Raw genomic sequence first — 26,619 nt, forward strand, 5'->3', positions numbered from 1 at the left:
GGGGCTTTGAGATGGAGACGGTTATCCAGACGAAAAATTTATCAAAGAGCTACGGGGCAACCCCCGTATTGAAAAACATTGATTTGACGGTTCAGCCCGGCGAGCTTACGGCGATTATGGGGCCTTCGGGATCGGGCAAATCCACGCTGATGAACGTGCTTTCCACGATCGATCAGCTCAGCGGCGGCGAGGTATGGATTGAGGGGAAGTCGCTGCTTGATATGAAGAAAAAGTCGCTTCGGCAATTTCGCCAGGAGCGGATGGGGTTTATTTTCCAAGACTACAATCTGCTCGACACGCTGACGGTGAAGGAGAATATCCTGCTGCCCCTGTCGCTGCGCCAGTACAAGGCGGCGGATATGGAGGCGCGGCTTAAGCCGATCGTTGAAGCGCTCCACATTGAAGGGCTGCTCGAGAAATATCCGAACGAGATCTCCGGCGGGCAAAAGCAGCGCGCAGCCTCGGCGCGGGCGATTATAACGGAGCCGGCGATCGTATTTGCCGATGAGCCGACGGGTGCGCTTGATTCGCGTTCGGCGACCCAACTGCTTGAGCAGCTTGTATCGCTAAACGCGGCCTTTAACACAACCATCCTGATGGTTACGCATGACAGCTATGCGGCGAGCTACTGCAAGCGGGTTATTTTCCTAAGGGACGGAGCGGTCGTAAGCGAGATTTACGCGGGCGAGCAGAGCCAGAAGACCTTCTATGAACGCATTCTGGAGACGCAAAGCCTTCTAGGAGGCAAGCTGCGATGAGCCTGTTCGATCTGACGATCCGCAATGTCAAACGCAACTTCCGTCTGTACTCCATCTATCTGATGTCCATGATTATCGGCGTTATTATCCAATATACGTTTTCGTCGCTCATGTACAATAAAGACATTATCGACGCGCTGCAGAACCGGGAGCTGTTCCAGACCGGGGTAGCGATTGCGTCCGTCGTCATCTTCCTGTTCATTATTTTCTTTATCCTGTATGCAAACTCGTTCTTCATGCGGCAGAGGAAGAAAGAGTTCGGCATGTATCTCCTGTACGGCCTGAACGAACGGCAGCTTGTACGGATGATCTTCTACGAGACGCTTGTAATGGGCGCGATCTCGCTGGTTGTCGGAATTTTGCTCGGCGGGCTGCTCTCGAAGCTGTTCGGCATGCTGCTTATGAATCTGATGCAATACGATCAGGTCATCTCGCTGTCTTTCCCGATTGGAGCAATGGCTACGGCGGCAGGGGTTATTCTATTGATCGCGTTGATCGTCAGCGTTCAAAGCTACATTCTGGTTAACCGCGTGCAGCTGACGGAGCTGTTCCATGCCAAGCAAAAGGCGGAGAAGCCGGTCCGCGTGTCCCCTGTCATGGCGGTTCTGGCCGTTCTGCTGATCGGCCTCGCTTTGTTTCTTATCTGCAGCGGACAATATTCCGCCGTTTGGCAGGATTACGGGGTCTTTAGCTTAATTGCCACGGCCATAGGCATCGTTGGCGGCACGTATCTTTTCTTCCGCCAATTTGCCGGATGGCTGCTTCAGCTAATCAGCCGCGGGCGCAAGTACCATGAAGGCAACACCGTGTTGTGGACGTCCTCGCTCCGTTTTCAAATCCGGGGCAACACGCTCAACCTGACGTTTATCTCCTTGTTCAGCGCGGTCATTGTGATGCTGCTCTGTTTCGTGACGATCAACTACAAGGTGCAATTCGAGGCGGTTGGCATGAACGTACCCAATGCAATCGCGTATGAATCCCTCGATCCGGCGGCCAATGAGAAGATTGACGAGTTGATCAAAGGCTCCGGCCATGCTATTAACTATCATCTGAAGCCCGAAGTGCTGGTTGCGGAACCGCTGACGGACCGTGGCATCGCTTTCGACAACCCGGAGTATTACGTTCCCGGCCTATGGCTGATCTCCCAGAAGGACTACAATGAACTAATCGGTCTGCGGGGCGATAAGCAGAAGGTAGAGCTGAAGGGATTGGAGGCTGTCGCCCTCGCGCAAGGCTCCGACTTTCCGAAGCGTTACGCCGCTGGAGAGATGCCCGATTTCAAGGTGAAAGCGGATGGCGAGAAGACGTTTACGATCGTGGAGAAAAAGGACTATGCCTACCTCGGCTGGGCAACCGACCCGGTCCTGTCCATGGACAAGAAGCCGCCGGTGTTTGTCATCTCGGATGAGGCTTACGGGCAGCTAAGCGGCGGCGCGATGGATAAAAAAGGCTTCGAGATTTACGGGCTGGCGGACGCTAAAAACGCGGAGGAATTATCCGAGCAGGTTCATGCCCTTGTTGTCTCCCAAGACAAAGAGGCCTATTACTCCTCGTTTGCGGATATCTATTCGAAGCAGATCGAGAGCTCGTCCCTGCTGCTGTTTGCCGCCGGCTTCCTGGCTCTGATCGCTACCTTCGCGCTGGCGAGCGTCATCTACTTCAAGCAGCTGCGCGAAGCCACCGACGAAAGACTCCAATACGCCATCCTGCGCAAAATGGGCGTCCACAACCGCCAGTTCCGCAGCGTCATCCGCAAGCAGCTGCTGTTTGTCTTCCTGCCCCCAATCGTGCTGGGGATGTTATACAGCTGGACGATTATCAAGTATTACATTCTCGACTCGGTAACGGACTTCCCGGAGCTGCCGGGCATCGTGTGGAGCATTATCGGGGTATTCTTCTTCATCTATCTGGTGTTCTACATCTCGTCGGCCAATCTGTATTACCGGATTATTAATCAGAACCCTTAACTTGCGAAAGGGCTGCCCCGTCGTCAACTCATGACGTTTTGGGGCAGCCCTTTGTCTTCCTTTACTCTTTCCGCTGAAGCGTATCCAAATAAGGATCATGATGCTTTGGAAAATGAATCGTGAACACCGAGCCGCTGCCCGGTGCGGACTCGCAGGTAATGTAATGCCCCAGCTTCCTCGACAGCTCCTGGGCCAGGTATAGCCCCATGCCGGTCGACTTGGCATGCGTGCGGCCGTTTAATCCTGTAAATCCCCTATTGAAGATGCGCGGCATATCCTTGGCATCGATGCCGATGCCGTTATCCCGAAGGATCAGCAGCTTCTCCTCGTTCGTTTCCGAGGCCTTCACGCTGATCTCCCCATGATCCCTTGTATATTGCAGGCTGTTCGTTATGATCTGGTTAATAATGAACAGCAGCCATTTGGAATCGCTTTGGACGACGGTGGACGGAAGGTCGAGCCGAACGCGGATTCTTTTCGAGATAAAAGACTTGGAATGGGCTTTGATGACATTCTTGACGAGCGGCTCCAGATCGCAGTTCACCATCTCGTAGTCCTGATTGAAGCTGTCGAGCTTCGCGTAATACAAAGCCTGATCCACATAATGCTCGATCCTCGACAGCTCCTCGTTCAGGCTTTGCGGATCAACCTCGGTCTGCTGCATCAGGCGGAGTACGGAAATGGGCGTCTTGATCTCATGGAACCAGGAGATGATGAAGTCGTAATATTCCTTCTGCCGCGCTTGAACCTCGTTCAAGGAACGGATATGGGCGATGCCCGATTCCTCCAGCGTATCCCGGTAAGCCTCGGCCTCCAGCGACAAAGGCTCGGCGTCCTCGCTTTGCATCCGGCGGATCGCCTGCAGGTTCCGCGTATAGCGGTAGGCGGTAAAAGCGGCAAGCCCGAGCGCAACCAGCGTTAGCGCGTAGAAGAACGTCGGCCAGTGCCAGGAAGATTGCGGATCCGTTGCGAATACCGCAACCGTAAGCAGAAATGCGATGCCATACAACAAATAATAAGGCCGTTCGTATTTCAGGAATCGCCAGAAGCTCATTCGATGATATACCCCATTCCTTTGCGGGTCGCGATAAAATCCTCGAGCCCAAGCAGCGCGATTTTGCGGCGCAGCCGGTTGACGTTAACGGTCAAGGTATTGTCATCGATGAACTGCTCGTCGTTCCACAGTACCTGCATCAGGTCGTCGCGCGAGACGATCTTGCCGATGCTGCGCATCATCGTCTGGAGGATAATAAATTCGTTGCGCGACAGCTCAGCCGTTCGCTCCCCGTGCTGCACGGAGGAATTCGACAAATGGAAAACAAGCTGCCGGTGCGACATCCGCAGGTTGTCGTCCTGATACGTATAATTGCGGCGGAGCAGCGCGCTCACCTTTGCCACCAGCACGCCAAGGTCGAACGGCTTCTGCACGAAGTCGTCTCCGCCCATATTAATCGCCATGATGACGTCCATATTCTGATTGCGGGACGAAATGAAAATAATCGGCACCTTCGAAGCCATGCGGATTTGCTGGCACCAGTAAAACCCGTCAAACACGGGCAAATTGACATCAAGCAGCACCAAATGGGGCTGCGCGGCCTCGAACTCGCCAAGCACGTTTTCGAAGGACGTCAGCTCGATGACTTCATACTGCCATTTGCGTAATGCGTCGGCGACAATCCGCCGAATCTTCTCGTCGTCTTCAATGATCATAATCCGAAACAACGGCTTTACCTCCTGCTCCACGCGGGCTTGTATAAGGTGAATTATATCATTTTCAAATGCCGAAAGCCCCTCTATACGGATATAGAGGGGCTTTCCGATATTATTTGGATACGGTCGAAGCTGCTTTATTACCGCTGCTCCTGGAGCGGGAGCTCAGAACAAGAATAAACGGAATCGCAACAACCGTAACGATACAAGCCGCGATAAACGTATCGTTCATGGCGAGGACGGAGGCGGTCTCCTGCAGGGAGGTGTTCACCGCGCCGCTTGAGCTAAGCTCCGTGAAATGCGTCTGCGTCCGGACCGAGTAAACGGAGCTGAATATGCCGATTGCGAAGGATGCGATAACCTGTCGCAGCCAGTTCGTAATCGCGGAAGCATGCCCGGTAGACTCCTTCGGAATAGCGCTCATCGAGAGCGTCATGATATTCGGAGACGAGAAGCCCAGCCCGACATAACGGCAAATCATCCACCCGATGATAAACGCATAGGACGTTGTCAGGGATAGACGGCTGAACGCCCATGTCGCGATGATCAGCAGAAAAGCGCCGCCAAGCAGCGGATATTCCGGACGGATTTTCCCGTGAAGACGCCCCGACAATAGAGACGCGCCTATCATAAGCAGAGCGCCCGGCAGCATCATAAGCCCCACCGTCAAGGAGGATGAGCCAAGGGCATTTTCCATATAGATCGGCAGCAGGAAGGCGCCCGCGTACAAGCCGATCGTCAGAATACAGTTGACGACAATGCCAAAGGTGAAGGTCGTGTACTGGAAAATCCGGAGATTAAGGAGAGGCGCTTTCGCCGTCAGCTCCCGCCAGACGAACAAGGCCATGCTGACTACGCCAAGCGTAATCCATAGAATTCCCCAGCCGGAAAACCAGCCGATTTTATTTCCTTGCGTGAAATACATCATTAGGGCCGTACTGCCCGTTACGGCGGTGAGCAGCCCCGCTATATCCAGGGAGCTGCCTTTGTTGGCCTGCTGCATCGGCAGGTAACGGGAAGCCAGCGCGATCGCCAATAGCGCAAGCGGGATGTTCATGAAGAAGATGGCCTTCCAGCCGTAATACTCCGTCAGCAGGCCGCCAAGGGTTGGGCCAATGGCAGGGGCAAACATGCTGGCCACGCTCCATAGACTGACGCCAAGCGCTTGCTTTTCCGCCGGAACCGCCTGATAAACGATCGTTAACGTTGCCGGCAGAATCGCCCCGCAGAACAAGCCCTGCAGGATCCGGAAGAGGACAAGGGAACCGATATTCCAAGAGCAGCCGCATAAGATCGAACATAGGAGAAAGCCGACTAACGAGAACATATAAAGCCGCTTATAGCTGATTTTATCCCCCAGGTAACCAACGATAGGGGCTATTGAACCCATGGCGAGCATAAAGCCGGTCGTTACCCACTGCGTATCGTTCAGATCCGAATGAAGATCCTTCATCATGAAGGGCAGGGCAACCGTTACCGTTCCCGAATTCAAGATCGAAGAGAAGTTGCCGAAAAAGATCGCCAATATAACGAACCAGAACCGGCTGCCGTCTTGCTTCGCATTCATAAATGCCTCACACTCCACTTTTCTCACGTGAGGTCGATTATAATATAATGGATTCAGATGGCATACCATCTATTGTTGATGGTAATATAAGCAACGCTAATATAAAGAACTGAGGAAAGTCCATGAATATCGAACAATTGGAATATGTGAAGGAAGTATTCGAGACGAATTCCATGTCGCTGGCCGCGCAAAATCTTCATGTGTCCCAATCCGCGATCAGCCAGTCCGTCTCGCTCCTGGAGAAGGAAATCGGCATTCCGCTCTTCAAGCGTTCCCGTAATGGAACCGTGCCGACCGAAGACGGGAGAACGATCATCAAGAAGGTGCTCGAAATTCTGATGAAGGTCGACGAGATTAAAGAAGAGGTGCAGTCGATTACGTCCGTTTATAAGGGCGAGCTGGTCATCGCGACGATTCCGAGCTTGAGCATGACCTTTTTGCCCAAGGCGCTGGCAAGCTTCAAGAAGGACTTTCCCCAAATCAAGGTGATGGTCATCGAGCTGGAGAGTCGGGTAGTCATTGACCGAATCATCCATGACAAAGCTCACCTGGGATTAATCTCGCTTAATCCATATACCAGCGACGGACTGCCGGACGAGCCGATTGCCTTCCACTCCTTTCAATACAAAGGGGAGCTGCAAGTCATCGTACCCCGGGATTCGGTGTTGGCGCTTAATAAGGAGCTTATGCTGAAGGATTTGGCCAATCATGCGTTTATTATGTCGGCAAGCAGCTTCTGGGATGGGGTGACGGAGGATATCGATCAGGTATGCGGCGGGATTAACGTTATTTTTACGACAACCAACCCCGAGGTCATAAAGCGAAGCGTCGCGGAGGGCCTTGGGATCAGTCTGATGTCCAGCCTTATGCTGAGAGACGATCCGTATGTGGAGAGCGGAAGGATTGCTGCGGTACCGCTGGCCGGGTATCGGCTGGATGCAAGCGGCACGTTTGGCGGCATCTATTCGAAGAAAGGCAGCCAGCAGCGGCTGGCCCGGAAGTTTCTCGATTATATTGAAGTGTAAAATAAAAGCGCCAGCCCCATCGGCTGACGCTTGTTTGATAAATAGATTTTTTAGTAAGCCGTCCAGCCTGCATCGGCCGTAACTACGGTGCCGTTCACGAAGCTTGCGTCATCGGAAGCCAGGAACAGAGCAACCTTTGCAATCTCCTCAGGCTCGCCTGCGCGAGGATTCACCTGAATGCCAACCATTGCGCGTTCCATGCCAAACGGACTTGGCGCATTGATCGAGGTACCGATATTCGTATTTACGCCGCCGGGAGCGATGGCATTGCAACGGATGCCTTGCGTGGCGTATTGGAAGCCGACGTTTTTCGTCAGACCAACAACGGCGTGCTTCGAGGCGGTGTAAGCCGCGCCTGCGCGGGAACCAAACAGACCTCCGGCGGAAGCGATGTTCACGATAACGCCTGCTTTTTTCTCCAGGAAGAGGGGAAGCACTTTGCGGATGGTCCGCATTGGGCCTGTCGTGTTGATCGCGAAGATCCGCTCCCACAGCTCGTCCGTCAGATCGGCGGCAGGAACAAAGTTGTCCATAATGCCGGCGTTGTTGACGAGAATATCGACCGTGCCGAACTTATCTACCGCCGCATCGATCAGCTGCTGTACATCTTCCTCCTTCGCAACGTTGGCTGCCACGGCAACCGCCGTACCGCCTTTTTCCTCAATCCCGTCAACAACGGTTTGAGCGGTATCCACGCGAAGGTCGGATACGACCACCTTTGCTCCTTCCGCGGCATACAGCTCGGCAATCGCCTTGCCCATACCCGAAGCCGCGCCTGTAATAACTGCAACTTTACCCGATAGTCTCATCGTTAATTCCTCCCGGTTTCAATTGGTTTGTATGCATGTCCTTCCTGCGAAGGAATAAAAAATGTTTTTCAACAGCTGTTGGTTATGAATACAGCTGTTTGTTTTTAGTATAATAAAGCCGTGGAGCAAGCCTCAATCAGTAAAACCTTATGAAATGTGCGTTAACGAACAAACGGCCGCCGTTTGTTGAAAAAAACTTTTTGGAAAAAGGAAGGGATGGCATGCCCAATCATCCTAGCAAAGCGGTCGACCGCCGGGTGATCCGCAGCAGGGAGGCGTTAAAGCAGGCGCTGCTCACGCTTATGAAGCATAAGGATTTCGATGACATCTCCATTACGGAGATCGTGGAGCTTGCCGATTATAACCGCGGGACCTTCTACTCGCATTACGACAGCAAAGAAGCTTTGCTGGACGATATTATTCGCGGTCTGATCGTGGAGCTGCTGCAATCGTTCCGTGCTCCTTACGAGAACGAGGAGTATTTCCGCATTCACGAGCTGCCGGCCCATTCGGTGAAAATATTCGAGCATATTCAGCAGCATGCCGAGCTTTACACCCTGCTGCTGAAGAGCAACGCGCATTCCCATCTGAGAGAGAAAATGTTCAGTGCCATTCAGCAGATTTCAAGGGATGAGCTGGAGCATCCGACTCTGGAGGGCATAAATGTCGAGCTGCTGTCCGTTTATTCGAATCATGCGCTGCTTGGACTGATTTTCTACTGGATTGAGAATGGTCTGCCTTACTCCCCGGCTTACATGCAGGAGCAGCTGGTGAAGCTTATTCAATGGCGGCCGTCCGTCGCCAGGACAAAAAAACCGGGGAAGCCGTAAGGCTATGGGTTATAGGCTATAGGCTGCCAGAGAAACATGCCGATATGGTAAGAGAGAGGTTATACTCATTTTGTAAAAGTGCCTTCGAATAGGCCTGAGAAAGCTGGAGGATAAAAGGGAGAGTGGAAACGCTATGAAGCAAAATAAATACGATGACCCGGACTTTTTCGATAAATACAGTCGGATGGCCCGTTCCATCGGCGGTCTGGAGGCGGCAGGGGAATGGCATGTCCTGCGCACCATGCTTCCGGACATGGAGGACAAGAGGGTGCTGGATCTAGGCTGCGGCTATGGCTGGCACTGCCGCTATGCGCGGGAGCGGGGCGCCCGTTCCGTTCTGGGGATCGACATATCGGAGAAAATGATCGCGCGCGCGAAATCGTTTAACGAGGATGCCGCGATCACCTACCGCCGGGCGGCGATCGAAGATATTTCCTTTGAGCCCGGAGAGTTCGACGTCGTCATCAGCTCGCTTGTGCTCCATTATATAGAGGATTTCGCGGGGGCCTGCCGCAAGATTTACGAAAGCCTGGCTCCGGGCGGAAGCTTTGTCCTGTCCATGGAGCATCCGGTCTTTACGGCCGTAGCCGCACAGGACTGGCATTACGGCCCAGCGGGAGAGCGGCTGCACTGGCCGGTCGACGGCTATCAGGACGAGGGGCCGCGTATCGCCCGTTTTCTGGACTCCGACGTCGTCAAGTATCACCGCACCTTATCGACGATTATGAATGCTCTCGCTAAGGCCGGATTCCGCATTGCGGACGTAGCCGAGCCTGGTCCTTCGCAAGAGGCCTTGGAGCAGTATCCCGACATGAGGGATGAGACGCGCCGTCCGATGTTCCTGCTGCTCGCTGCGCGCAAATAGAAATTTCAGGAACCGCCCACAATTGCTGCTATTTGTGTTACGATCAGTTGCAAGAGATAATCTTTCATAACGGAGTGCACCAAGTATGGGAACACCTTATTCCGCTGTTTTAACGATGATGGTTACAGCCGGTGTTATTAATATCTTAATGGGTATTTACGTATTCATGAACCGTTCCAAGCAAGCGATGGCGAGGACCTTTATCGCGATGTGCTTTCTCTCGGCTATCTATATATTCGGGTCAGCTTTGGAGCTGTCGGCCAATACGCTTAGCGAAGTGAAGTTCTGGATTACGGTAGAGTACTTTGGGATGCCGTTTATTCCGCCGGTCAGTCTGATGCTGATCATGTTTTTCCTTGGAATGGAAAGGTTATTGAAATGGCAGATGCGCTATTTGATGTTCCTGATGCCGTTTATTACGCTTGTGCTTGTCATCACAAACGACATGCATCATTTCTATTACCGTTCGGTCGAATTGCAAATAACCGAAGGTATCCATAGAGTCGAATTAAATGCGGGGCCCTGGTATATCATGCAAGGCGGCTATACGTTTGGCTGCATGATTGGCGGAGTGGCCTTGCTGCTCATCTATTGGAACCGGATGCGGTCCTCTTACCGTCTTCAGCATATTACGATGCTGGTGGGGCTTCTCCTGCCGATCGCCGGCGATTTCCTCTACTTGGGCAACCTGACGCCGGGCGGCATTGACCCGATTCCCGTCATCATGGCCGTTACAGCGGCTTTGTATATGTGGGGGCTTGTCTCGAAGGGAATGCTGAACGTTGCGCCGATCGCCAGGGATACGCTATTCGAAAGCATGAACGACGCGGTACTGGTGCTGGACCGGAGCAATCGGCTGGTCGACTTTAACCCGGCAGCCGCCGCTATTCTTCCGGAGCTTACAACCTCTGCGCTTGGGCAAGCGATTGAGCCGCTGCTTGCTTTGCATACGGATATTTCGATGCTCGACCTGGATACGGAAGCGGGCGAAGATATTCCGCGTATCTACGATGAGGTTAAGTGGACCGTTGGCATGCAGTCCTACTATTATCAGATCCGCTCTTCCTTTATCCGGAAGAGAAGAGGTCCGGAGACGAGCAAGCTGATCGTTATGATTGACGTAACGGAGAGGGTGCGCCTTCAGGAGCAGCTTCGGGTGCTCGCTTATCATGACGGTCTGACGGGGATCTTTAACCGTCGGCACTTCATTCATTTAAGCGAAGCGCTTCTGCATCAATCGGCTGAGCAGAACGAGTCTCTTGCCTTGCTGTTGTTCGATATCGATCATTTCAAGCGGATTAACGATGCTTACGGCCATGATGCCGGAGACCGCGCCCTGCTGCATGTTGTCGATATCTGCCGGAAGCTGCTTCGTCCGGAGGACGTGTTTGGCCGGTATGGCGGCGAGGAATTCGTGGTCGCAATGCCCGGCTTGTCCCGCGAGGAAGCAGAGTCTGCCGCTCAGCGGATCCGGGGCGAGATTGCCGCGCAGGCTATGGCCGCCGCCGCTTCCGAGCCTCCATTGTCCGTGACGGCAAGCTTTGGCATTGCCATGGCGGGAGCGGGCTGCAAGGAAGCCGGGGGCGGTATCAACCAGCTGCTGAAGGCAGCCGATAATGCTCTGTACGAAGCCAAGAACAGCGGACGGAATACGGTCCGTTTAGCCCATATATAGCTCATACAAAAGCGCTTCTCCGATAATGGAGAGGTGCTTTTTTTCGTTGGTCGGTTTCGAAATGCCGCGTATATGACAGAAGTCTCGTCTGAGCCGGAGGGAAAGGAGGATTTTGGCAGTAGGAATCGTATTATAGGGATAATGGAACTAGAAAATGTTGTAAGCAGGCGAGGGGAGGTTCATGATTGTTTCGCGGGAGGGGCTTTGCGGTTTATTTCGGAATGATTCTATTGCTGTTATGCGCGGGCTGGCTTCTGTTTCTGCGGAGGGATTCCTTTGCCGGGGCTGCGGTTAGCCATATTCTTCAAACGTTAGCTGCTCTTTACGCGGCTATCCTCCTGTTCAGGGCCTCTGGCAAAGAGGCGAAATACTGGATTTATTACGGGCTGGGACTCTTGTTTTATTTCGTTGCCCAGCTCATCTGGACCATTGTAACGCTTATGAGGGGCGCCGAGCCCGATTATTTGGGCATCCCCGAGCTGTTATGGAGACTTCAATACCTGTTCTTTCTTATTGCCCTCTATATGCAGTATCAGCAGCGACGTTCCAATCTTGCGTTCCGGTTCATACTCGATATTTTATTGTACGGCACGATGGCATCCACGCTTTATTGGAACCTTCTGATCGAACCGATTCTGTCCCATCATCACGTTAACCGGGATGTTATCGGGTACCACATGTTTAACTCGTCCTTTAACGCTGTCATCGTATTTCTTCTGCTGTTCTTCAGCTGGTACGGCAAAAAGATCATTTCCGGCCGGGCCAATTGGTTTCTGTTGAGCGGCTTTTTAATTAAATTATTAGGCAACACGGCATTTGTCTACTTATTATCCTACGCTGCCGCAGGCGAGCAATGGTCCTGGATTGCGGACTTCTGCTGGTTTATCGGCATGATGTTTATCGGCTTTGCCGCGATGCCGGACAAGGAACCGCTGGGCGCTTCTCTCCGGCCGGGCAACGAGTCGAGGCAGACGTTTATGAGACGTTACGCGCTAATTATCTTTGTTTGCGCGGCGCTTATCGCCGTCATCTGCCGGTTGGGCGAATTTTCCATTATTAGCGTAGGCGCGATTGTAGCGGTAGTGCTGCTTGGCGTCCGGCTGTCGGTGGGCATATACGAGCTGGAATCGGCAGGGGCCGCTCTCATGCAGTCGCGGGTCAATTACGATAATTTCGTGGAAAGCTCGCTGCTTGGCGTGTTTATCGAGCAAAATGGCCAGCTGGTCCATATGAATTCGTACGGGGAGAGCATGTTTGGCTGCGAGCCGGGACAAATGCTTGGCCAGCCGCTCGCAAGCTTCCTGCTGGAAGCGGACGGCGACCGGTTAAAGCAGGAATTTAGCATGATCTGCCGGTTGAATCAATCCTCCCGGCTTGCTCTTGCCGCGCGGAAATCCAATCAAACGGATCTGTTTCTCGAGATGCAGGCGGCTCCCGCTTTCTTCAAAGGCAAGCCGGCCATATCCGGCCTTCTGCTCGATATAACGGAGAGCAAGCTGTCGGAGCAGCATTTGATCCGGTCGGAGAAGCTGTCCGTTATCGGCCAGCTGGCGGCAGGGGTTGCCCATGAGATCCGTAATCCGTTGACCGCGCTGAAGGGGTTCACCCAGCTGCTCCACCGGAGAACTACCGACCAGAACCGCCATTATTTCGATATGATGCTGACCGAGCTGGAGCGGATTAACTATATTGTGGGCGAGTTTATGCTGCTGTCCAAGCCGCATCAGTGGCAGCAGATGAGCCGCTGCGATATCGGCTCGCTGCTCGACGATATCGTACCCATCATGCAGTCGCAGGCCATTATTACGAACGTCAACATTTTGGCGGAGAAGAGCCCGAATCTGCCGGCCGTTTTATGCGATGCCAATCAGATTAAGCAGGTGCTCGTTAACCTAATGAAAAATGCGATAGAAGCGATGCCGGGCGGCGGCGAGCTTCACGTCCATATGAAGAAGGATCATAAAGGCCACATTGTCATCGATATTATAGACCGGGGTGTGGGCATTCCCCAGCATGTCATCGACCGGTTAGGCGAGCCGTTCTATACCACCAAGGATACGGGAACCGGGCTTGGACTTACCGTATGCTTCAGAATCATCCAATCCCATGGCGGCACGTTAACGATTACGAGCGAGCCGAATATCGGAACGACGGCAACCATCAGGCTGCCGGCTTAGCTTGTAAAGGAAACAACCCCCTGGACTTGCTCTGTCCAGGGGGTTGTTAGATCTTAGATCCGGATATCGAGACGATTGCCGGTCGTACCGTTAAGCGCCGGGTTGTTCCGGCTGGTGTTCACGCCAAGCCGGCTGCTGGCAGCCTCTTGCTCGTTCATGCTCTGCTGCTGGCTTGACGCCAGATTATTCGCCTGCGATTTTTTCTTGGCGATTTGCAGCTGAATTTGCTGAATCTGCTGCTGCAGCTGCCGGGTCTTGGTTTGCTTTGTCTTCTCGTCATCCTTGCTCCGCGCAACTTCCTTTAACTGCTTCTCGAGATTGTCCAGCTGTTTCTCCAGCGTGCTGGTATCCGAAGCACTGCTCTGGGACGTATACGACGAGCTTGATTGCGAGATGGATGATGATGAAATATTCATCTCCGCTCACTCCTTTCATGTAGGTCTTCCGCTACATGAAGGTTATCGGTTTCAAACATGAACGGAGGATGAACACAGCCTGAAAGTTGGCTGAATTCGCTTAGGGATTCTTCGAATCCGTCCGGTAACTGAGAAGACCAAGCACCAAAGCCAGACCAACCAGGATGGCGCCTACCCACGGGAGCGCGCCAAGGGAAAGATGGGTAATGACCCAGCCGCCGATGAAGGCGCCGGACGCATTGCCGAGGTTGCCGGCCGAATGGCTGGACGTCGAAGCCAGTGCCGGCGCGGACTGCGCCAGACTCATAATCCGGACCTGGAGCCCCGGGAAAACGGCAAAGGATGCCGCCCCCCACAGGAAGATCGTTATTACGGCAGCGATCTCGTTATGAACGGTAAAGGTGAAGACTGTCAGCACAACCGCAATAGTCAGGTAGAGGCCCAGAATGGAAGGCATCAGCTTCCAGTCGGCCAGCTTGCCGCCAACGATATTGCCGACCGTTACGCCAATTCCGAACAGAATCAGAATCCAGGTCACGTTATGCTCCGCGAAGCCGGTAATGTCCGTGAGGAGCGGCGTAATATACGTAAATACCGCAAACAGTCCGGCGTTGCCGAGTGCCGCGATCAGCAGATAGACGAGCAGCTTTGGTCTGGCAATCGCCGATAGCTGCTTAAGGACGCTGACCTGCTTGCTTAGCTTAAGCTTAGGAATAAAGATCATAATGCCGATCAGAGCGAGGACGCCCATGGCGGCAATCGCGCCAAAGGAAGCGCGCCAGCCCCAGTTCTGGCCGATATACGTGCCGATCGGGACGCCGATAATGTTGGCGATGGTCAGGCCCGCCATCATAATCGAGACGGCTCCCGCCTGCTTATCCGCTCTTACGAGCTTGGAGGCGATAACCGCGCCAACGCCAAAGAAGGTGCCGTGGGTCAAGGCCGTAATCATCCGGGCGATCATGAGTACGGCGTAATTGGGTGCCACAACCGACAGGCCGTTGCCGAGAATAAAGAGCAGCATAAGAATGCAGAGCAGCTTTTTCTGCGGAATCCGGCTCGTCAGAATCGTCATAATCGGAGCGCCGACGGCTACGCCGAGGGCATACATCGTAATCAGCTGGCCGGCTGCCGAAATGCTGACGTTCAAATCGTTGGCCACATTCGGAAGAATGCCCATAATGACAAATTCGGTCATGCCGATTGCAAAGGCGCCAACGGTCAGGGACAGGACGGAGATCGGGAACGGCTCTTTCCCGGCTTGCCCTTGCAGAACTTGCTTGCCGTTTAATTGTTGCGAGACTTCCATAAGGTAAAGCCAACCTTTCTGATGAGCATGCATCTTGTTGAATAATAAAACCTATTATTTCGCTTCACGGGCATATAAGCAAGAACATTTTTTGTAAAATTACTGGTAAGATAAGAAGTAAAGGCTTACATCTCAAAAGGGCAGAGGATGGGGTTAATAGTGGGCAAAAAAGGGCTTTACCGCGACTATTTTTTGCATGCGGATATTATGATGATGACAGCGGTGCTGATCGGATTGGCCGCTTGGGCCATGATTGAAGCAGTGACCTGGTACAGTTCGGTATTCTTCATGGCCGGCCTTATCGGATTTATGTTCAGCGAATATTTGACCCACCGGTTCTTCTTTCATTTGAAGGCGCCCAAAAACCCGCTATTCCTCAAATTTCTGAAGCGTCTGCATTACGATCATCACAAGGATCCGCATGATTTGAAGCTGCTGTTTCTGCCGGTCTGGTACAGCCTGCCCAATCTTGGCGTATTTGCGCTCCTTTTCTACTTGATCTCGGGCTCGCTTGCATTCACGCTGGCCTTCGCCGCGGGGCTTGTCGCGATGCTGCTCGTCTATGAATGGAAGCATTATGTCGCGCACCGGCCGATTCAGCCCAAGACGAGATTCTGGAAATGGAATAAGCGGATGCATCTGCTCCATCACTTCAAGAACGAGAACTATTGGTACGGTGTATCGACGCCGCTTGTGGACGCGATCTTCGGAACGTTAAAAGAGGAGAAGGACGTACCGACAAGCGCCACCGCGAAAAACCTGGAAAACCGCGGCCGGACGATGTCGTCCTGACCGCATGAAGGAGGACAAGGATGACTGTAGGGCAATTAATCGGGAAAGGCATGACCGCCGAGGTCTACGAATGGGGGCGAGGGGCGGGTCGTGAAGCTTTATTACGGGAACATTCCGAAGGACTGGCTTCATTACGAGGCGGAGATCGGCACGGCCGTTCATCAGGCTGGCGTCCCCGCCCCGGAGGTTTTTGGACAGGTCGAGGCGGAGGGGAGAAGCGGACTTGTGTACGAGAGGATAGCGGGACCTTCCCTCCTTGCCATGATGCTGCGCGATATGGACAAGGCGGAACATTACAGTACCCTTCTGGCCCGTCTGCATGCCGATATTCACCGCTGCAGGGCATCCCGGCTGCCAAGGCAGAAGGACCGGATGGCCATGTTCGTGCGGCAGTCCGCCTCTTTTCTGGGCGACCGGGTGGAGCCGGTGTTAGCGGAGCTGGAGCGTCTGCCGGATGGCGAATCGGTCTGTCATGGCGACTTGCATCCGGATAACGTGCTTCAAGCGGGAGGGCGGCTGACGGTTATCGATTGGATGGATGCCAACTCGGGCGACCCGTTATGCGATGTGGCGAGGACTTCCATGATGTTCCTGTCGCCGTTTGTTTCCATGCCTCCTCTGTCTATTCCTCCAGATACCGGGCAGCGGCTGAACGAAGCGTATTTGTCCGAATATTGCAGGCTGACGGGGGCGGAGAGCACCGCAATCGACCGCTGGAGGCTGCCTGTTGCCGCTGCAAGACTGCGCGAGCAAATTCCCGGCGAGCGGGAATGGCTGCTGGCCTATATTGACCGGCGGCTGCAGGCTAGCATATGAAAAAGCCGCCTTCTCCGCGTTATGCGGGAAAAGGCGGCTTTTGTGCTTCTGCATTACACAGCGTTTAACGCGATTTCTTCATCGTCGTCGTTATTGAATGCATCACGGTCGAATTCGCCTTCGGAATGGGCTACGAGAAGAGCGGTAACCGAAGTTCCTGTTGCGTTTACGGCCGTACGAGCCATGTCGATAAGAGCTTCAACGCCGGCAACAATCGCAAGCGCTTCAAGCGGAAGACCAAGCGCGGTAAGAACAACCGTCGTCGAAATAACCGCCGGTCCGGGAACGCCCGCGACGCCAATGGAAGAGATGATGCTTACGAATACAAGCACGATGTAGTCGGTCAGGCCAAGCTCAATGCCAAAGGCCTGCGAGGTAAAAACGACAACAATCGCCGGCCATACGCCGCCGCAGCCGTTGAAGTTGACGGATGCGCCAAGCGGAGCAACAAAGCTCGCGATTTTCGGCGAGACATGGAGACGCTTCGTAATGACTTCCAGGTTGATAGGCAGCGTAGCATAGCTGCTTCGGGTCGTGAAGGCAACGGCCACCGTCGGATACACCTTTTTGAAAAACTTGAGAGGATTAACCTTCGCTACGAAGAGCACCAGCCCGCCAAACACAAGCACGAAATGAATGATAAGGGCGACATACGAGGTTACGATAACGCTGCCGAGCTCCTGCAGGGTATCCCAGCCATATTTGGCCGCAACGCCGGCAATCAGGGCGAATACGCCATAAGGCGTAAGGCGGATCACGAATTTAACGACTTGATGCAGCACTTGCGTAGCCGATTTGATGAGATCCCGGACAGGCTTGACGGCCTCTTCGTTTTTCGAACCAACCTTAATGATGGCTACAGCCAGGAAAATCGCGAAGATCAGGATCGGAACAACCTTGCCGTCCGCCGCTTCGCTAACCGGGTTGGAAGGAACAAGGCTAAGAATAACATCCGAGAACGTCGGAATTTCGCGCGCTGCCGCGTCGCTTGCGGCAGGCTGCTGGATACCTTTGCCCGGGTTAAATACCAGAGCGGTCAGTAAGCCGATAACGGATGCGATACCGGTTGTGCCAAGGAACCAGGCAAACGTCTTGAAGCCGATTTTGCGCAGGTAGTCAAGGCTTGTGAGCGAAGCGATACTATTTAATACAAGAACAAAAACAAGCGGAATAACGAGCATGCGGATCAAGCTGATATAAATGCTGCCGAAGGTGGTGATCCCTTTGATTTCCAGGGAATCAAGGCTCTGGAACAGGATCCCGACGACCAGCCCCAGCCCTAATCCGACAAGCACCCGAGTACCGAAGCCAACACGCTTGCGTGCCAAGAAATACAGAAAAGCAAAGACGAAGATTGCGGTAACAAAGCTGTACCAGTTCGTCTCGATAGCCAGCAACAGGTTGTTATCTATTTTATCCATCTTACCATTACCCCCTAATCCAAGTTGTTTGATAGGAATTATAATTCAATAATTTACAAACGTCTGAAGCAATTGTCAATTGTTTTTTGTTGAAGCAAGGTGAAACGGTTATCGCCGACCTTGGAGGAGCGCGGTTTAAGCCGGAGAATTCTTAGCCGTGTTTATTAAGAAAAACGTATAATCGCTTAGAAAAAAATAAATCCGACTATTTCTATTGGAAATTATTAAAAAATGATTGACATCCAATCTTTTACATCCTAAGATAGGGTTAGAAATCGGAACATCATAACGTAATTCGGATAAGAAATTAGTCGACTGGACCTCCAGAGATTCAATGTTCAAGCATCACTAGATGCGGGCATTGGATCTTTTTTTATGCCTGATTACTGAATGAGCCGCCTAAAACCAAAGGGGAAAGGATGAGTTTCATCATGAAAAAATGGTTTAGCTCCAAATTGACAGTTACTTTCATAGCCGCAGCCGTAGTCTTCTCATCGCTGACATATGCTGCCGTTTACGCGAACAAGGACACATCCGGTACGGAACCGGCTGCAGCGGAGGCACAAGAGCCTGCTGTAACGGCTGTTGAACAGCAGCCGCAAGCTGACACAACCAATACGGCCGTAGTAGCTGAACCACATGCGACAGCAGAAGTAACTACTGCAACAGCCGAACCGGCAAATGCTGAGGCGCAAGCTCAGGAGCCAGTCGTTCAAGCTGCCGAGGTTCAATCGGCACAGACGGCTGCTACACCTGCGGAAGAGACGAAAGCAGAAGCGAAAACAGCCAAAGCAAGCTCCACGGAAGCCGTTCAAAACGCTTCCACTCCGGCTCCAACTTCTACATCTGCATCGAAGCCGGCTTCAACTAAAGCTTCCGAGCCAGCGGCATCCACCAAGCCGTCCACGACTTCAGCTGCTCCCGCAGCAACGCCGGCTCCAGCCGCAAAACCGGCCCAATCCACGCCGGCTGCAAGCAAACCGGAAGCTTCGGCGCCTGCCGCAAGCCAATCGGATGATTCGGGCAAGAAAGTAACGTTTGTCAAGCAAGAAGAGTCGCAGCCTAAGACGCCTGCCGTAAAAGCTCCGGCAAGCAGCTCGTCCTCTTCCGGCTCGACAAGTTCCTCCAGCGGATCCTCCACTTCTCCATCTACGTCGCCTTCGTCTTCGGATGAGGATTGCGCGGTAGACGGTGAAGAAAGCTGCTAATCGGCTTTTTACAAGAAGAATGGGTCAAATAGGGAGAGGAGTATATACACATGAAAACTTTTAATCGTACACTATCCGTTCTACTCGCCTCCGCGTTAGTGCTGCCGGTCTTCCAGGCTGGCACGGCACGCGCCGCGGAAGTAAGCAGCTTTAGTAGCGCAGTCAGCCATTATGATTATTTCAGTGATGTTTACCCGCATTTGAACGACGCGAACCATATTCTCAAGACAGTTACTTACGAGGATCTTGTTACGCTGCTCGATAGCAAAGGTACATATGCCGTCTTGTTCGGCGGAGCCTGGAGCGACGAGACGCAGGCGGATATCGGATTCATCAACCAGGTTGCAAAGCAATATGGCATAGACACCATTTACAACTTCGATACGAAGCTGGACGGCGAATCGGTTGATATTGCCGAGCAGCAGGCGAACCCTTATACCAAAGTGGTAACTTCCACTTCGCAAGGCGTAACGACAAACACAACGAACTTCTATGATTTCAACGAGCTGTATGTGGAACTAGTAGACAAGTATTTGACGAACCTCCAAGCGAATACTGATGCTACGATCACTTACAGCAAGAAATCGCCGCAAAAGGAAAGCGGCGGTACGGTAACGACGCCTTCTACGGTCATTGCGAGCGGCGAGGCGAAAAAAATCGAGTCTCCGTTCCTGTTCATCTATGACAAGGATCACAAGGACGGCGAAGGCAACGCCGCGCCGATCATCGCTTCGCTCGAGAAGCACGGTTCTTCCGCGGATTATACTTGGAACGATTTCCTGACGGCCGATCCTAACGACGGCAATGCGCTGGATACGGCTAAGGTCGACAGCTATAAGGAACAGGTGTTGAATGTATTTAATAAAGTGCCTGCTGCCGATTATGACAGCCTCACCAATTGGGACTTTATTGCTCCGGCGTTTAACAAGCATGAGGATCAAACGGTCGGCCGCGACATTTTCCCAACTCATGAGGAGAACGGCCAAGTCGTTGGCGACGACGGCGAGCTTGTCTACGAGCATGTCACTTACAATGAGTTGACTCATTTGCTGCAAAGCAAAGGCAACTATGTGATTCTGTTCGGCGGCTCGTGGTGCCCGAATACGCAGGCGGCAATCCGCTTCATTAACGAGTACGCGAAGAAATACAACGTCGATAAAGTCTACTTCTGGGATACGAAGCTGGATGCGGGCATCTCGGTGCTTGATCCAAGCGCTGATCCGCATAACAGCACTTTCCTGCAGGTGCGCGATACGAACCACCCGTTGGCGAAGCTGTATGTGGATCTGACGAACAAGTACCTGACTAACATTAAAACGCAATACCTGCCGGCATCCAATAACGTCAACTACACGGAAAACGGCAATAACGTTGTTGCCAACAAGCTGCAGGTTCCTTACCTGTTTGCCTACAACAAGGACAATGTGAACGCCGACGGCAGCAAAGCGCCAATCCTTGGTCACGTTGAGCTGATGTACACCTGGAAAAACATCCAGCCGGATTACGCCGTAGCTGACGGCACGATCCGCAATCATACGAACTACACAAACGCGCTGAATAAATTGCTTACGCGTCTGGAAGCAACGCCAACCGGCTTGACTGGCGTAGCGCCAACGTCGAGTTCGAATAACAACGGCCAAATTACGGGCACAACAAACAAAGCATTGGAATACAAGCTGAAAAGCGCGGCAGACTCGGCGTATACAGCCGTATCCGGCAATGCCATCACAGGTCTTGCGGCTGGTACGTACTCGGTTAGATATGCAGCGAAAAACGGCTATAACGGCCCAACAATCGCTCAGACGGGACCAACGGCAGTTCCTTATGCAGCTGGTCAAGCGGTAGATGTCGTTGTTCCGGCTTATGACGGACCAACAACCCCTACGACGCCTACTACACCAACAACGCCTGCCAATCCAACTACGCCAACAACACCGGTTGAAGAGGTAAATGCCGTGAATTCGGTGACGGTTACCGGTACAACCGATTCGGCAACGGGCGAGACGGTAGCGGCGGTGTCGGCAAGCGATGTAGCAAGCCTTATTACGAAAGCATCCAAAGCGGAAGCAGCGGGCAAAGCGGCAGTTATCGGCTTCCAGGTGCCTGGAACCGCGGATACAACGTCTACGCAGCTGACGATTCCTAGAGACTCCTTCAACCTGATTGCTTCGGGAACGAACGCAGCGGTGAAGGCAGACTTGTCGGTTGGAACCGTAACCTTCGATGCCAAAGCGGTAGAAAGCATTAGCGGCAACGCCTTGTCTGGGGATATCAGCGTGATCGTATCGAAGTTCGAGCTGACGGAAGAAGGCAAGGCAGTATTGGGCGACCGTCCGGTTTATGATCTGTCTCTCTTTGCCGGCGATAAGCAAATCTCGAATTTCGGCGGCGGCAAGGTGCAGGTAAGCCTCCCGTACACGCTGAAAGCGGGCGAGAATGCCGAATCTATCGTGGTGTACTACTTATCTGATTCCGGCGAGCTGCAAACGATTCGCGGTCATTACAATGCATCAACGGGAACCGTGGATTTTACAACCACTCATTTCTCGCAATACATTATCGGCTTCAATAAAGTAGGCTTTGCGGACGTGCCGGCAACAGCTTGGTTCCATCATGCGGTCAGCTTCCTGGCTGCCCGCGAGATTACCGGCGGTACCGATGCCGATCACTTCAGTCCCAATGCGGAGCTGACAAGAGGCCAATTCATCGTCTTCCTGCTGAAGGCATACGGAATCGAGCCGGAAGCGGCAGGAGCGGCGAACTTTGCCGACGCAGGCAATACGTACTACACGAATTACCTAGCGGCTGCGAAACGTCTTGGCATCGCAACAGGCACGGGCGATAACAAATTTAATCCGAATAATAAAATTACGCGTCAAGAGCTGTTCACGCTGCTGTACCGTTCGCTTGAGCAATTAGGCGAGCTGCCAACGGCCAAGACTGGCGCAACCGTATCCTCCTATGCGGATGCGGCCGATATTGCCGGTTATGCGCAAACGGCCTTTACAACGCTTGTTGAGACTGGCGTTATTAAAGGAAGCGGCAATAAGCTGAATCCGGAAGGCGTATCGACAAGAGCGGAAGCGGCGCAAGTGCTGTATAACCTGTTGTCCAAATAATAGAAACTCGAAGAAGAGGTGGGCGGCCGACTTGGCCGCCCCTTTTTCCAATGCGGCGGTGAAAGGTATTGGATATTTTATTAGCTTTTTCGGCGGGATTGCTGTCCTTCCTATCGCCTTGCGTTCTCCCTCTCATACCGGTCTATCTCAGCTATATCGCGGGCACCTCGGCCACCGATCTGAAGAACAGCCCCAATAAACTTACGGTTATCTCGCAGACGGCGCTGTTTATTCTTGGTTTCTCCATTTTGTTTGTCCTGCTCGGGATATCCGTCAGCTCCGTCAGCCGGCTGCTATCCGAGCATATGCGGCTTGTGCAGCAGATCGGCGGGGCGCTGATTGTTGTTTTTGGCCTGCATATGACTGGGCTGCTGCGAATCAAGCTTCTCTATTCCGAGAAGCGGTTTCTGCCAAGCGGATCGCCGGGGAAAAAAGCGGGAGCACTCGTATTGGGCATGGCATTTGCCGTCGGCTGGACGCCTTGCATCGGGCCGATTCTATCCTCCATTCTGATCTACGCCGGAAGCATGGCGACCCTTGGGAAGGGAGTACTTCTGCTCTCGATGTACGCGCTGGGGCTTGCGGTTCCGTTTCTGCTCTCTGCCGTGCTGATCGATAATCTATCCGCGTATCTCCGGAAAGTGACGAAGCATCTCCCGAAAATCTCGGTTGTTAGCGGAGTCGTTATGATGCTGATGGGCGTTCTGGTGTTTACGAATCAGCTGGAGGTATTCAGCAAATATGCCGGGCTTATTCAACTATAAGGAGGCAGGTTAACCGTGAAAAAAACAACCTGGATTCTGATCGGAGCCGTTGTTGCGTTCGTGCTGCTCTCGCTCTACGTCACCCAAAACTACAGTATCGAGACGGATGCTGCCGCTTCGGCAGCGGAAACGAAGACAGAGGCAGCCAAAGAACCGGCGGTTGATTTTACCCTGAAGGACTTAGACGGCAAGGAGGTAACGTTGTCCGGACTGAAGGGGAAGCTCGTCTACATCAACTTTTGGGCGACCTGGTGCAAATGGTGCGACAAGGAGATGCCGGCGCTGGAGAAGGTGTATCAGGATTATAAGGATAAAGGGTTGGTCGTGCTATCCGTTGACGTTGGGGAGGAACAGGGAGAAGTGGCGAAATATATCGCGGAGAAGCAATATCATTTTCCGGTGATCCTGGATTCGGACAAGAGCGTCACGTATGCCTATGGCATCAAATCGATCCCAGTCTCTATCCTCGTAAACGTTTCGGGCGACGTGGTTTACAGAAGGGTTGGCCATATGACAGAGGAGGAAATGCGGACGGCAATTGATCCTCTCTTTCCATAGAAAAAGTGCGAGCCTTTAGCAGGCCCGCACTTTTTTTGCCTAAATTATTTTGCCGAAGCCGCAATTTCCTTGCGGACAATCGGCGCTACTTTGGTGCCAAGGAGCTCAATGGCGCGCATCATATCCTTATGCGGAATCGAGCTGGTGTCGACATGCAGGAAGAAGCGGGTTAAGCCCAGGTTCTTATGAAGCAAAATAATTTTCTCCGCCACGTATTCCGCTTCGCCGACATAAAGCGCTCCGCGCATGCTGCGAGCCGCATCGTAAGCTTCGAAGGTGTACGGCGGCCAGCCGCGTTCGCGGCCGATGACGTTCATCATCGCCTGCTGGGCAGGGAAGAAGAGCTCGGTTGCTCTTGTATCCGTGTCGCTAATGAAACCGTGGGAATGCGAGCCGATCTGCATTTTTTTCGGATCATGGCCGGCACGGGTATAAGCTTCCTTGTACAGCTCGACAAGCGGGGCGAACCGCTCCGGCATGCCGCCAATGATGGCGAAGCAGACGGGAAGGCCAAGCACGCCCGCCCGGATGGCCGACTCCGGGTTGCCGCCGGTTGCAATCCAGACCGGAAGCGGGTCCTGCACCGCACGCGGGTAGATTGCGAGGTTATCGATTGCGGCGCGGTGGTTGCCCTGCCAGCTGACTTTCTCTTCCTTCGTAATTTGGAGCAGCAGCTCCAGCTTCTCGTCGAACAGCTCGTCATAGTCCTCCAGGCTGTAGCCAAAGAGCGGGAACGATTCGATGAACGAGCCTCTGCCCGCCATAATTTCGGCGCGGCCGTTCGAGATCGCGTCGACGGTGGAGAAGCCCTGGTACACGCGCACCGGGTCGTCCGACGACAATACGGTAACGGCGCTGGTCAGCCGGAGATGCTTCGTCTGCGCGGCCGCGGCCGCGAGAATGACATGAGGCGCGCTTGCCGCGTAATCCTGCCGGTGATGCTCCCCGATCCCGTATACGTCAAGGCCAACCTGGTCGGCCAGAATCATTTCTTCCACGCTATTGCGGATCCGTTCCGCGTGGCTGTAAGCCCCGCCCATGCCCGGATGAGGCTTTGCTTCCAGAAAGGTACTAATGCCAAGCTCAAATGGGATTGCTGATTCGGTCATATAAGTCCGCCTCCTTTATTCCTTCTAGTGTACTAATTTTTTAACAGTTTCTCAATTATAGTAAGCAAACATTCTTGAAAAAGAATAGGGGCCGGGAATGGCGGCACGAAAACCTGTATGCAATATTGTTTGCTAAGTTCGTCCCAACCATGTTGCGGACAAGCGGAAAGCCGAGAAACTTAGGATGCAACATTTTCCGTTTGCTTGCGTATCTTTTGTGTGGAAAAGGGGTGTTTCTTTGTTGGTTACGATGAGCAGGAAGCAGTTGAGCGAGCTTGGGGACGATGAGTTAAGGCAGGCCTGCATACGGCCGGTGGCTGATCAAATCCGGGGCAAAAGCATGGCGGTAAAGTCCGAAGCGCTTGCCAGACTTAACCGACCGCAGAAAGCTTTGTTTATGTTCAGTGCCTGGTACGACCATGCAAAGCATTCGCCGATGGAGCTTTACTGCTGGTCAGCGCATGTGCTCAGTCAGACCGGATACGCGGATGGCGTCATGAAGGCGCTTCGTTATTTCGGAGCGGAGACGATGCATGGCATTCTGGATGAGCTTCGGCTGTTGCTTGATGCTCATGTGGTGCGGCAAGGCCGTGCCTTAAGCGAAGTAACTTTTAAGGATCTCGAGCTGGATGATAAGCTGTGCCTTCATATAGAAGACTGTTACAGACGGTTGCAGGCCGAGACGCCGGACTGTCTTCGCAGGCTTGCGCAATATATCCGCGCTCATGCGGATGATTTTATAAGCTTTTTACCGGAAGGAGGGATAGACATGAATGATTTGCTATTGGCCATACCCGAGCTGCAAGAAGGCATGAAGCTGGAGCTGATTCAAAAAGGGTACTCCGGCGACAGTAAATATACCGCTTATGACCGTCACGGTAAAGCTGTGTATTTGCTCAGAACCTATGCGTTAAAAGAGGAAGCAAGAAAACAGCAGGAATTCCGGGTGCTTGAGCAGCTGCGGGAGCAGGAGGTCATCTGTTCGTTGCCGATTGCGATGGGGAGGCTGGAGGCGCTGGGACTTGGCTACATGCTGTTATCTTACATCGAAGGCTGCGATGCGATAGACGAGCTCCCGGGCTTAAGCCTAAGCAGACAGTATGAGATCGGCCTTCAGGCGGGAGCCGAGCTGCGCAAAATCAATCGGATTGAGGCTCCGCCTTCTATCGAGCCTTGGGAGAACCGAGTAATCGCGAAATACAGTCGGTATCGGGAGGGCTATGAGCAAAGCGGCGTTACGATTGCTTTCGAAGAGAAGCTGTTTGCCTTTATCGATGCGAATCTTGGGTTGTTGAAAGGACGCCCGAACAGATTGCAGCATGACGATTTTCATACCGGCAACCTCATCGTGAAGGACGGACGGTTGTCCGGCGTCATTGACGTGAACCGGTTTGATTGGGGAGACCCCGTGCATGAGTTTCTGAAGGCGGGCTTCTTCAGCGTGGAGGCCAGCATTCCGTTTGCGGTCGGTCAGATCGACGGCTATTACGAAGGCCGGGAGCTTGAGGACTCCTTCTGGGGGTTATATTCGCTCTATATGGCATTGACGATTCTGTCATCGATCGTTTGGATTCTCCGCGTACGCCCGGAGGAGCTCGGCGATATGCTGGCCAGGGTCAGTAAAGTATGGGAGGACCACGACGGCTTTGAGCGTTTGGTGCCGAAGTGGTATTCCGATTACAAAAGGTAAAGAAGAGCCTTCACGGGAGTGGAGGCTCTTCTTT

At 53.1% G+C, this 26,619-nt stretch carries 22 protein-coding genes; 14 read left to right on the plus strand and 8 right to left on the minus strand.

The window, feature by feature from the left end; translation table 11 throughout:
* The first annotated feature begins 11 nt into the window (after positions 1 to 11).
* Together EV294_RS15810 and EV294_RS15815 are read left to right on the plus strand one after the other, a co-directional pair.
* Positions 12 to 758: an ABC transporter ATP-binding protein gene (locus EV294_RS15810; RefSeq protein ID WP_132308401.1), complete on the plus strand. Its 747-nt coding sequence runs from the start codon at positions 12 to 14 to the stop codon at positions 756 to 758.
* The gene (locus EV294_RS15815) at positions 755 to 2,725 is read left to right on the plus strand and encodes an FtsX-like permease family protein (RefSeq protein WP_132308403.1); all 1,971 of its coding nucleotides are present in this window, start codon (positions 755 to 757) and stop codon (positions 2,723 to 2,725) included. The genes EV294_RS15810 and EV294_RS15815 overlap by 4 nt, the downstream gene beginning before the upstream one ends.
* Before the next feature lie 61 nt (positions 2,726 to 2,786).
* On the opposite strand, the gene EV294_RS15820 is transcribed toward EV294_RS15815, so the two are convergent.
* From EV294_RS15820 to EV294_RS15830, 3 genes are all read right to left on the minus strand, one after another.
* Complete coding sequence (locus tag EV294_RS15820; RefSeq protein WP_132308405.1) at positions 2,787 to 3,779, minus strand: sensor histidine kinase; 993 nt, start codon at positions 3,777 to 3,779, stop codon at positions 2,787 to 2,789.
* On the minus strand, positions 3,776 to 4,447 hold the full coding sequence (locus EV294_RS15825) for a response regulator transcription factor (RefSeq protein WP_132308407.1): 672 nt from the start codon (positions 4,445 to 4,447) through the stop codon (positions 3,776 to 3,778). Before EV294_RS15825 ends, EV294_RS15820 begins: the two co-directional genes overlap by 4 nt.
* 100 nt (positions 4,448 to 4,547) lie before the next feature.
* Complete coding sequence (locus EV294_RS15830; protein ID WP_165930695.1) at positions 4,548 to 6,002, minus strand: MDR family MFS transporter; 1,455 nt, start codon at positions 6,000 to 6,002, stop codon at positions 4,548 to 4,550.
* Between the two features lie 122 nt (positions 6,003 to 6,124).
* Between EV294_RS15830 and EV294_RS15835 the strand changes: the two genes are divergently transcribed.
* Positions 6,125 to 7,027, plus strand: coding sequence for a LysR family transcriptional regulator (locus EV294_RS15835; protein ID WP_132308411.1), 903 nt, complete (start codon positions 6,125 to 6,127; stop codon positions 7,025 to 7,027).
* 50 nt (positions 7,028 to 7,077) lie between these two features.
* On the opposite strand, the gene EV294_RS15840 is transcribed toward EV294_RS15835, so the two are convergent.
* On the minus strand, positions 7,078 to 7,836 hold the full coding sequence (locus EV294_RS15840; protein WP_132308413.1) for an SDR family oxidoreductase: 759 nt from the start codon (positions 7,834 to 7,836) through the stop codon (positions 7,078 to 7,080).
* 221 nt (positions 7,837 to 8,057) lie between these two features.
* Between EV294_RS15840 and EV294_RS15845 the strand changes: the two genes are divergently transcribed.
* From EV294_RS15845 to EV294_RS15860, 4 genes are all read left to right on the plus strand, one after another.
* On the plus strand, positions 8,058 to 8,666 hold the full coding sequence (locus tag EV294_RS15845) for a TetR/AcrR family transcriptional regulator (protein WP_132308415.1): 609 nt from the start codon (positions 8,058 to 8,060) through the stop codon (positions 8,664 to 8,666).
* A 133-nt stretch (positions 8,667 to 8,799) separates the two neighbouring features.
* A complete protein-coding gene (locus tag EV294_RS15850; RefSeq protein WP_132308417.1) occupies positions 8,800 to 9,531 on the plus strand; it encodes a class I SAM-dependent methyltransferase in 732 nt (243 codons plus the stop codon).
* A gap of 85 nt (positions 9,532 to 9,616) precedes the next feature.
* Positions 9,617 to 11,206: a histidine kinase N-terminal 7TM domain-containing diguanylate cyclase gene (locus EV294_RS15855; protein ID WP_132308419.1), complete on the plus strand. Its 1,590-nt coding sequence runs from the start codon at positions 9,617 to 9,619 to the stop codon at positions 11,204 to 11,206.
* Between the two features lie 185 nt (positions 11,207 to 11,391).
* Positions 11,392 to 13,383, plus strand: a complete 1,992-nt coding sequence (locus EV294_RS15860) for an ATP-binding protein (RefSeq protein WP_132308421.1) — start codon at positions 11,392 to 11,394, stop codon at positions 13,381 to 13,383.
* A gap of 53 nt (positions 13,384 to 13,436) precedes the next feature.
* Here EV294_RS15860 and EV294_RS15865 read toward each other — a convergent pair whose 3' ends face one another.
* Together EV294_RS15865 and EV294_RS15870 are read right to left on the minus strand one after the other, a co-directional pair.
* Positions 13,437 to 13,799: a FlxA-like family protein gene (locus EV294_RS15865; RefSeq protein WP_132308423.1), complete on the minus strand. Its 363-nt coding sequence runs from the start codon at positions 13,797 to 13,799 to the stop codon at positions 13,437 to 13,439.
* A 100-nt stretch (positions 13,800 to 13,899) separates the two neighbouring features.
* Positions 13,900 to 15,108 (minus strand): MFS transporter, encoded by a 1,209-nt coding sequence (locus EV294_RS15870; protein ID WP_132308425.1) that lies wholly within the window; start codon positions 15,106 to 15,108, stop codon positions 13,900 to 13,902.
* 147 nt (positions 15,109 to 15,255) lie between these two features.
* Here EV294_RS15870 and EV294_RS15875 point away from each other — a divergent pair, with 147 nt between their 5' ends.
* Both EV294_RS15875 and EV294_RS15880 read left to right on the plus strand, forming a co-directional pair.
* Positions 15,256 to 15,900 carry a sterol desaturase family protein gene (locus EV294_RS15875; RefSeq protein ID WP_132308427.1) on the plus strand — a complete coding sequence of 215 codons (645 nt, stop codon included), beginning with the start codon at positions 15,256 to 15,258 and terminating at the stop codon, positions 15,898 to 15,900.
* Positions 15,901 to 15,990: 90 nt separating this feature from the next.
* The gene (locus EV294_RS15880; protein WP_243711682.1) at positions 15,991 to 16,716 is read left to right on the plus strand and encodes a phosphotransferase family protein; all 726 of its coding nucleotides are present in this window, start codon (positions 15,991 to 15,993) and stop codon (positions 16,714 to 16,716) included.
* A gap of 53 nt (positions 16,717 to 16,769) precedes the next feature.
* Here EV294_RS15880 and EV294_RS15885 read toward each other — a convergent pair whose 3' ends face one another.
* The gene (locus EV294_RS15885) at positions 16,770 to 18,137 is read right to left on the minus strand and encodes a dicarboxylate/amino acid:cation symporter (protein WP_207918153.1); all 1,368 of its coding nucleotides are present in this window, start codon (positions 18,135 to 18,137) and stop codon (positions 16,770 to 16,772) included.
* Between the two features lie 431 nt (positions 18,138 to 18,568).
* On the opposite strand from EV294_RS15885, the gene EV294_RS15890 reads away from it, so the two are divergent.
* From EV294_RS15890 to EV294_RS15905, 4 genes are all read left to right on the plus strand, one after another.
* A complete protein-coding gene (locus tag EV294_RS15890; protein ID WP_132308429.1) occupies positions 18,569 to 19,345 on the plus strand; it encodes a hypothetical protein in 777 nt (258 codons plus the stop codon).
* Between the two features lie 50 nt (positions 19,346 to 19,395).
* Positions 19,396 to 22,464, plus strand: coding sequence for an S-layer homology domain-containing protein (locus EV294_RS15895; protein WP_132308431.1), 3,069 nt, complete (start codon positions 19,396 to 19,398; stop codon positions 22,462 to 22,464).
* A gap of 68 nt (positions 22,465 to 22,532) precedes the next feature.
* A complete protein-coding gene (locus EV294_RS15900) occupies positions 22,533 to 23,228 on the plus strand; it encodes a cytochrome c biogenesis CcdA family protein (RefSeq protein WP_132308433.1) in 696 nt (231 codons plus the stop codon).
* 15 nt (positions 23,229 to 23,243) lie between these two features.
* On the plus strand, positions 23,244 to 23,786 hold the full coding sequence (locus EV294_RS15905; RefSeq protein ID WP_132308435.1) for a TlpA family protein disulfide reductase: 543 nt from the start codon (positions 23,244 to 23,246) through the stop codon (positions 23,784 to 23,786).
* A gap of 44 nt (positions 23,787 to 23,830) precedes the next feature.
* On the opposite strand, the gene EV294_RS15910 is transcribed toward EV294_RS15905, so the two are convergent.
* Positions 23,831 to 24,895, minus strand: a complete 1,065-nt coding sequence (locus tag EV294_RS15910) for an LLM class flavin-dependent oxidoreductase (RefSeq protein WP_132308437.1) — start codon at positions 24,893 to 24,895, stop codon at positions 23,831 to 23,833.
* A 238-nt stretch (positions 24,896 to 25,133) separates the two neighbouring features.
* Here EV294_RS15910 and EV294_RS30695 point away from each other — a divergent pair, with 238 nt between their 5' ends.
* Positions 25,134 to 26,585, plus strand: a complete 1,452-nt coding sequence (locus EV294_RS30695) for a phosphotransferase (protein ID WP_243711683.1) — start codon at positions 25,134 to 25,136, stop codon at positions 26,583 to 26,585.
* Positions 26,586 to 26,619: the final 34 nt, after the last annotated feature.

It is taken from the genome of Paenibacillus sp. BK033, from assembly GCF_004345425.1.
In the GTDB taxonomy this organism is placed as follows: Bacteria; Bacillota; Bacilli; order Paenibacillales; family Paenibacillaceae; genus Pristimantibacillus.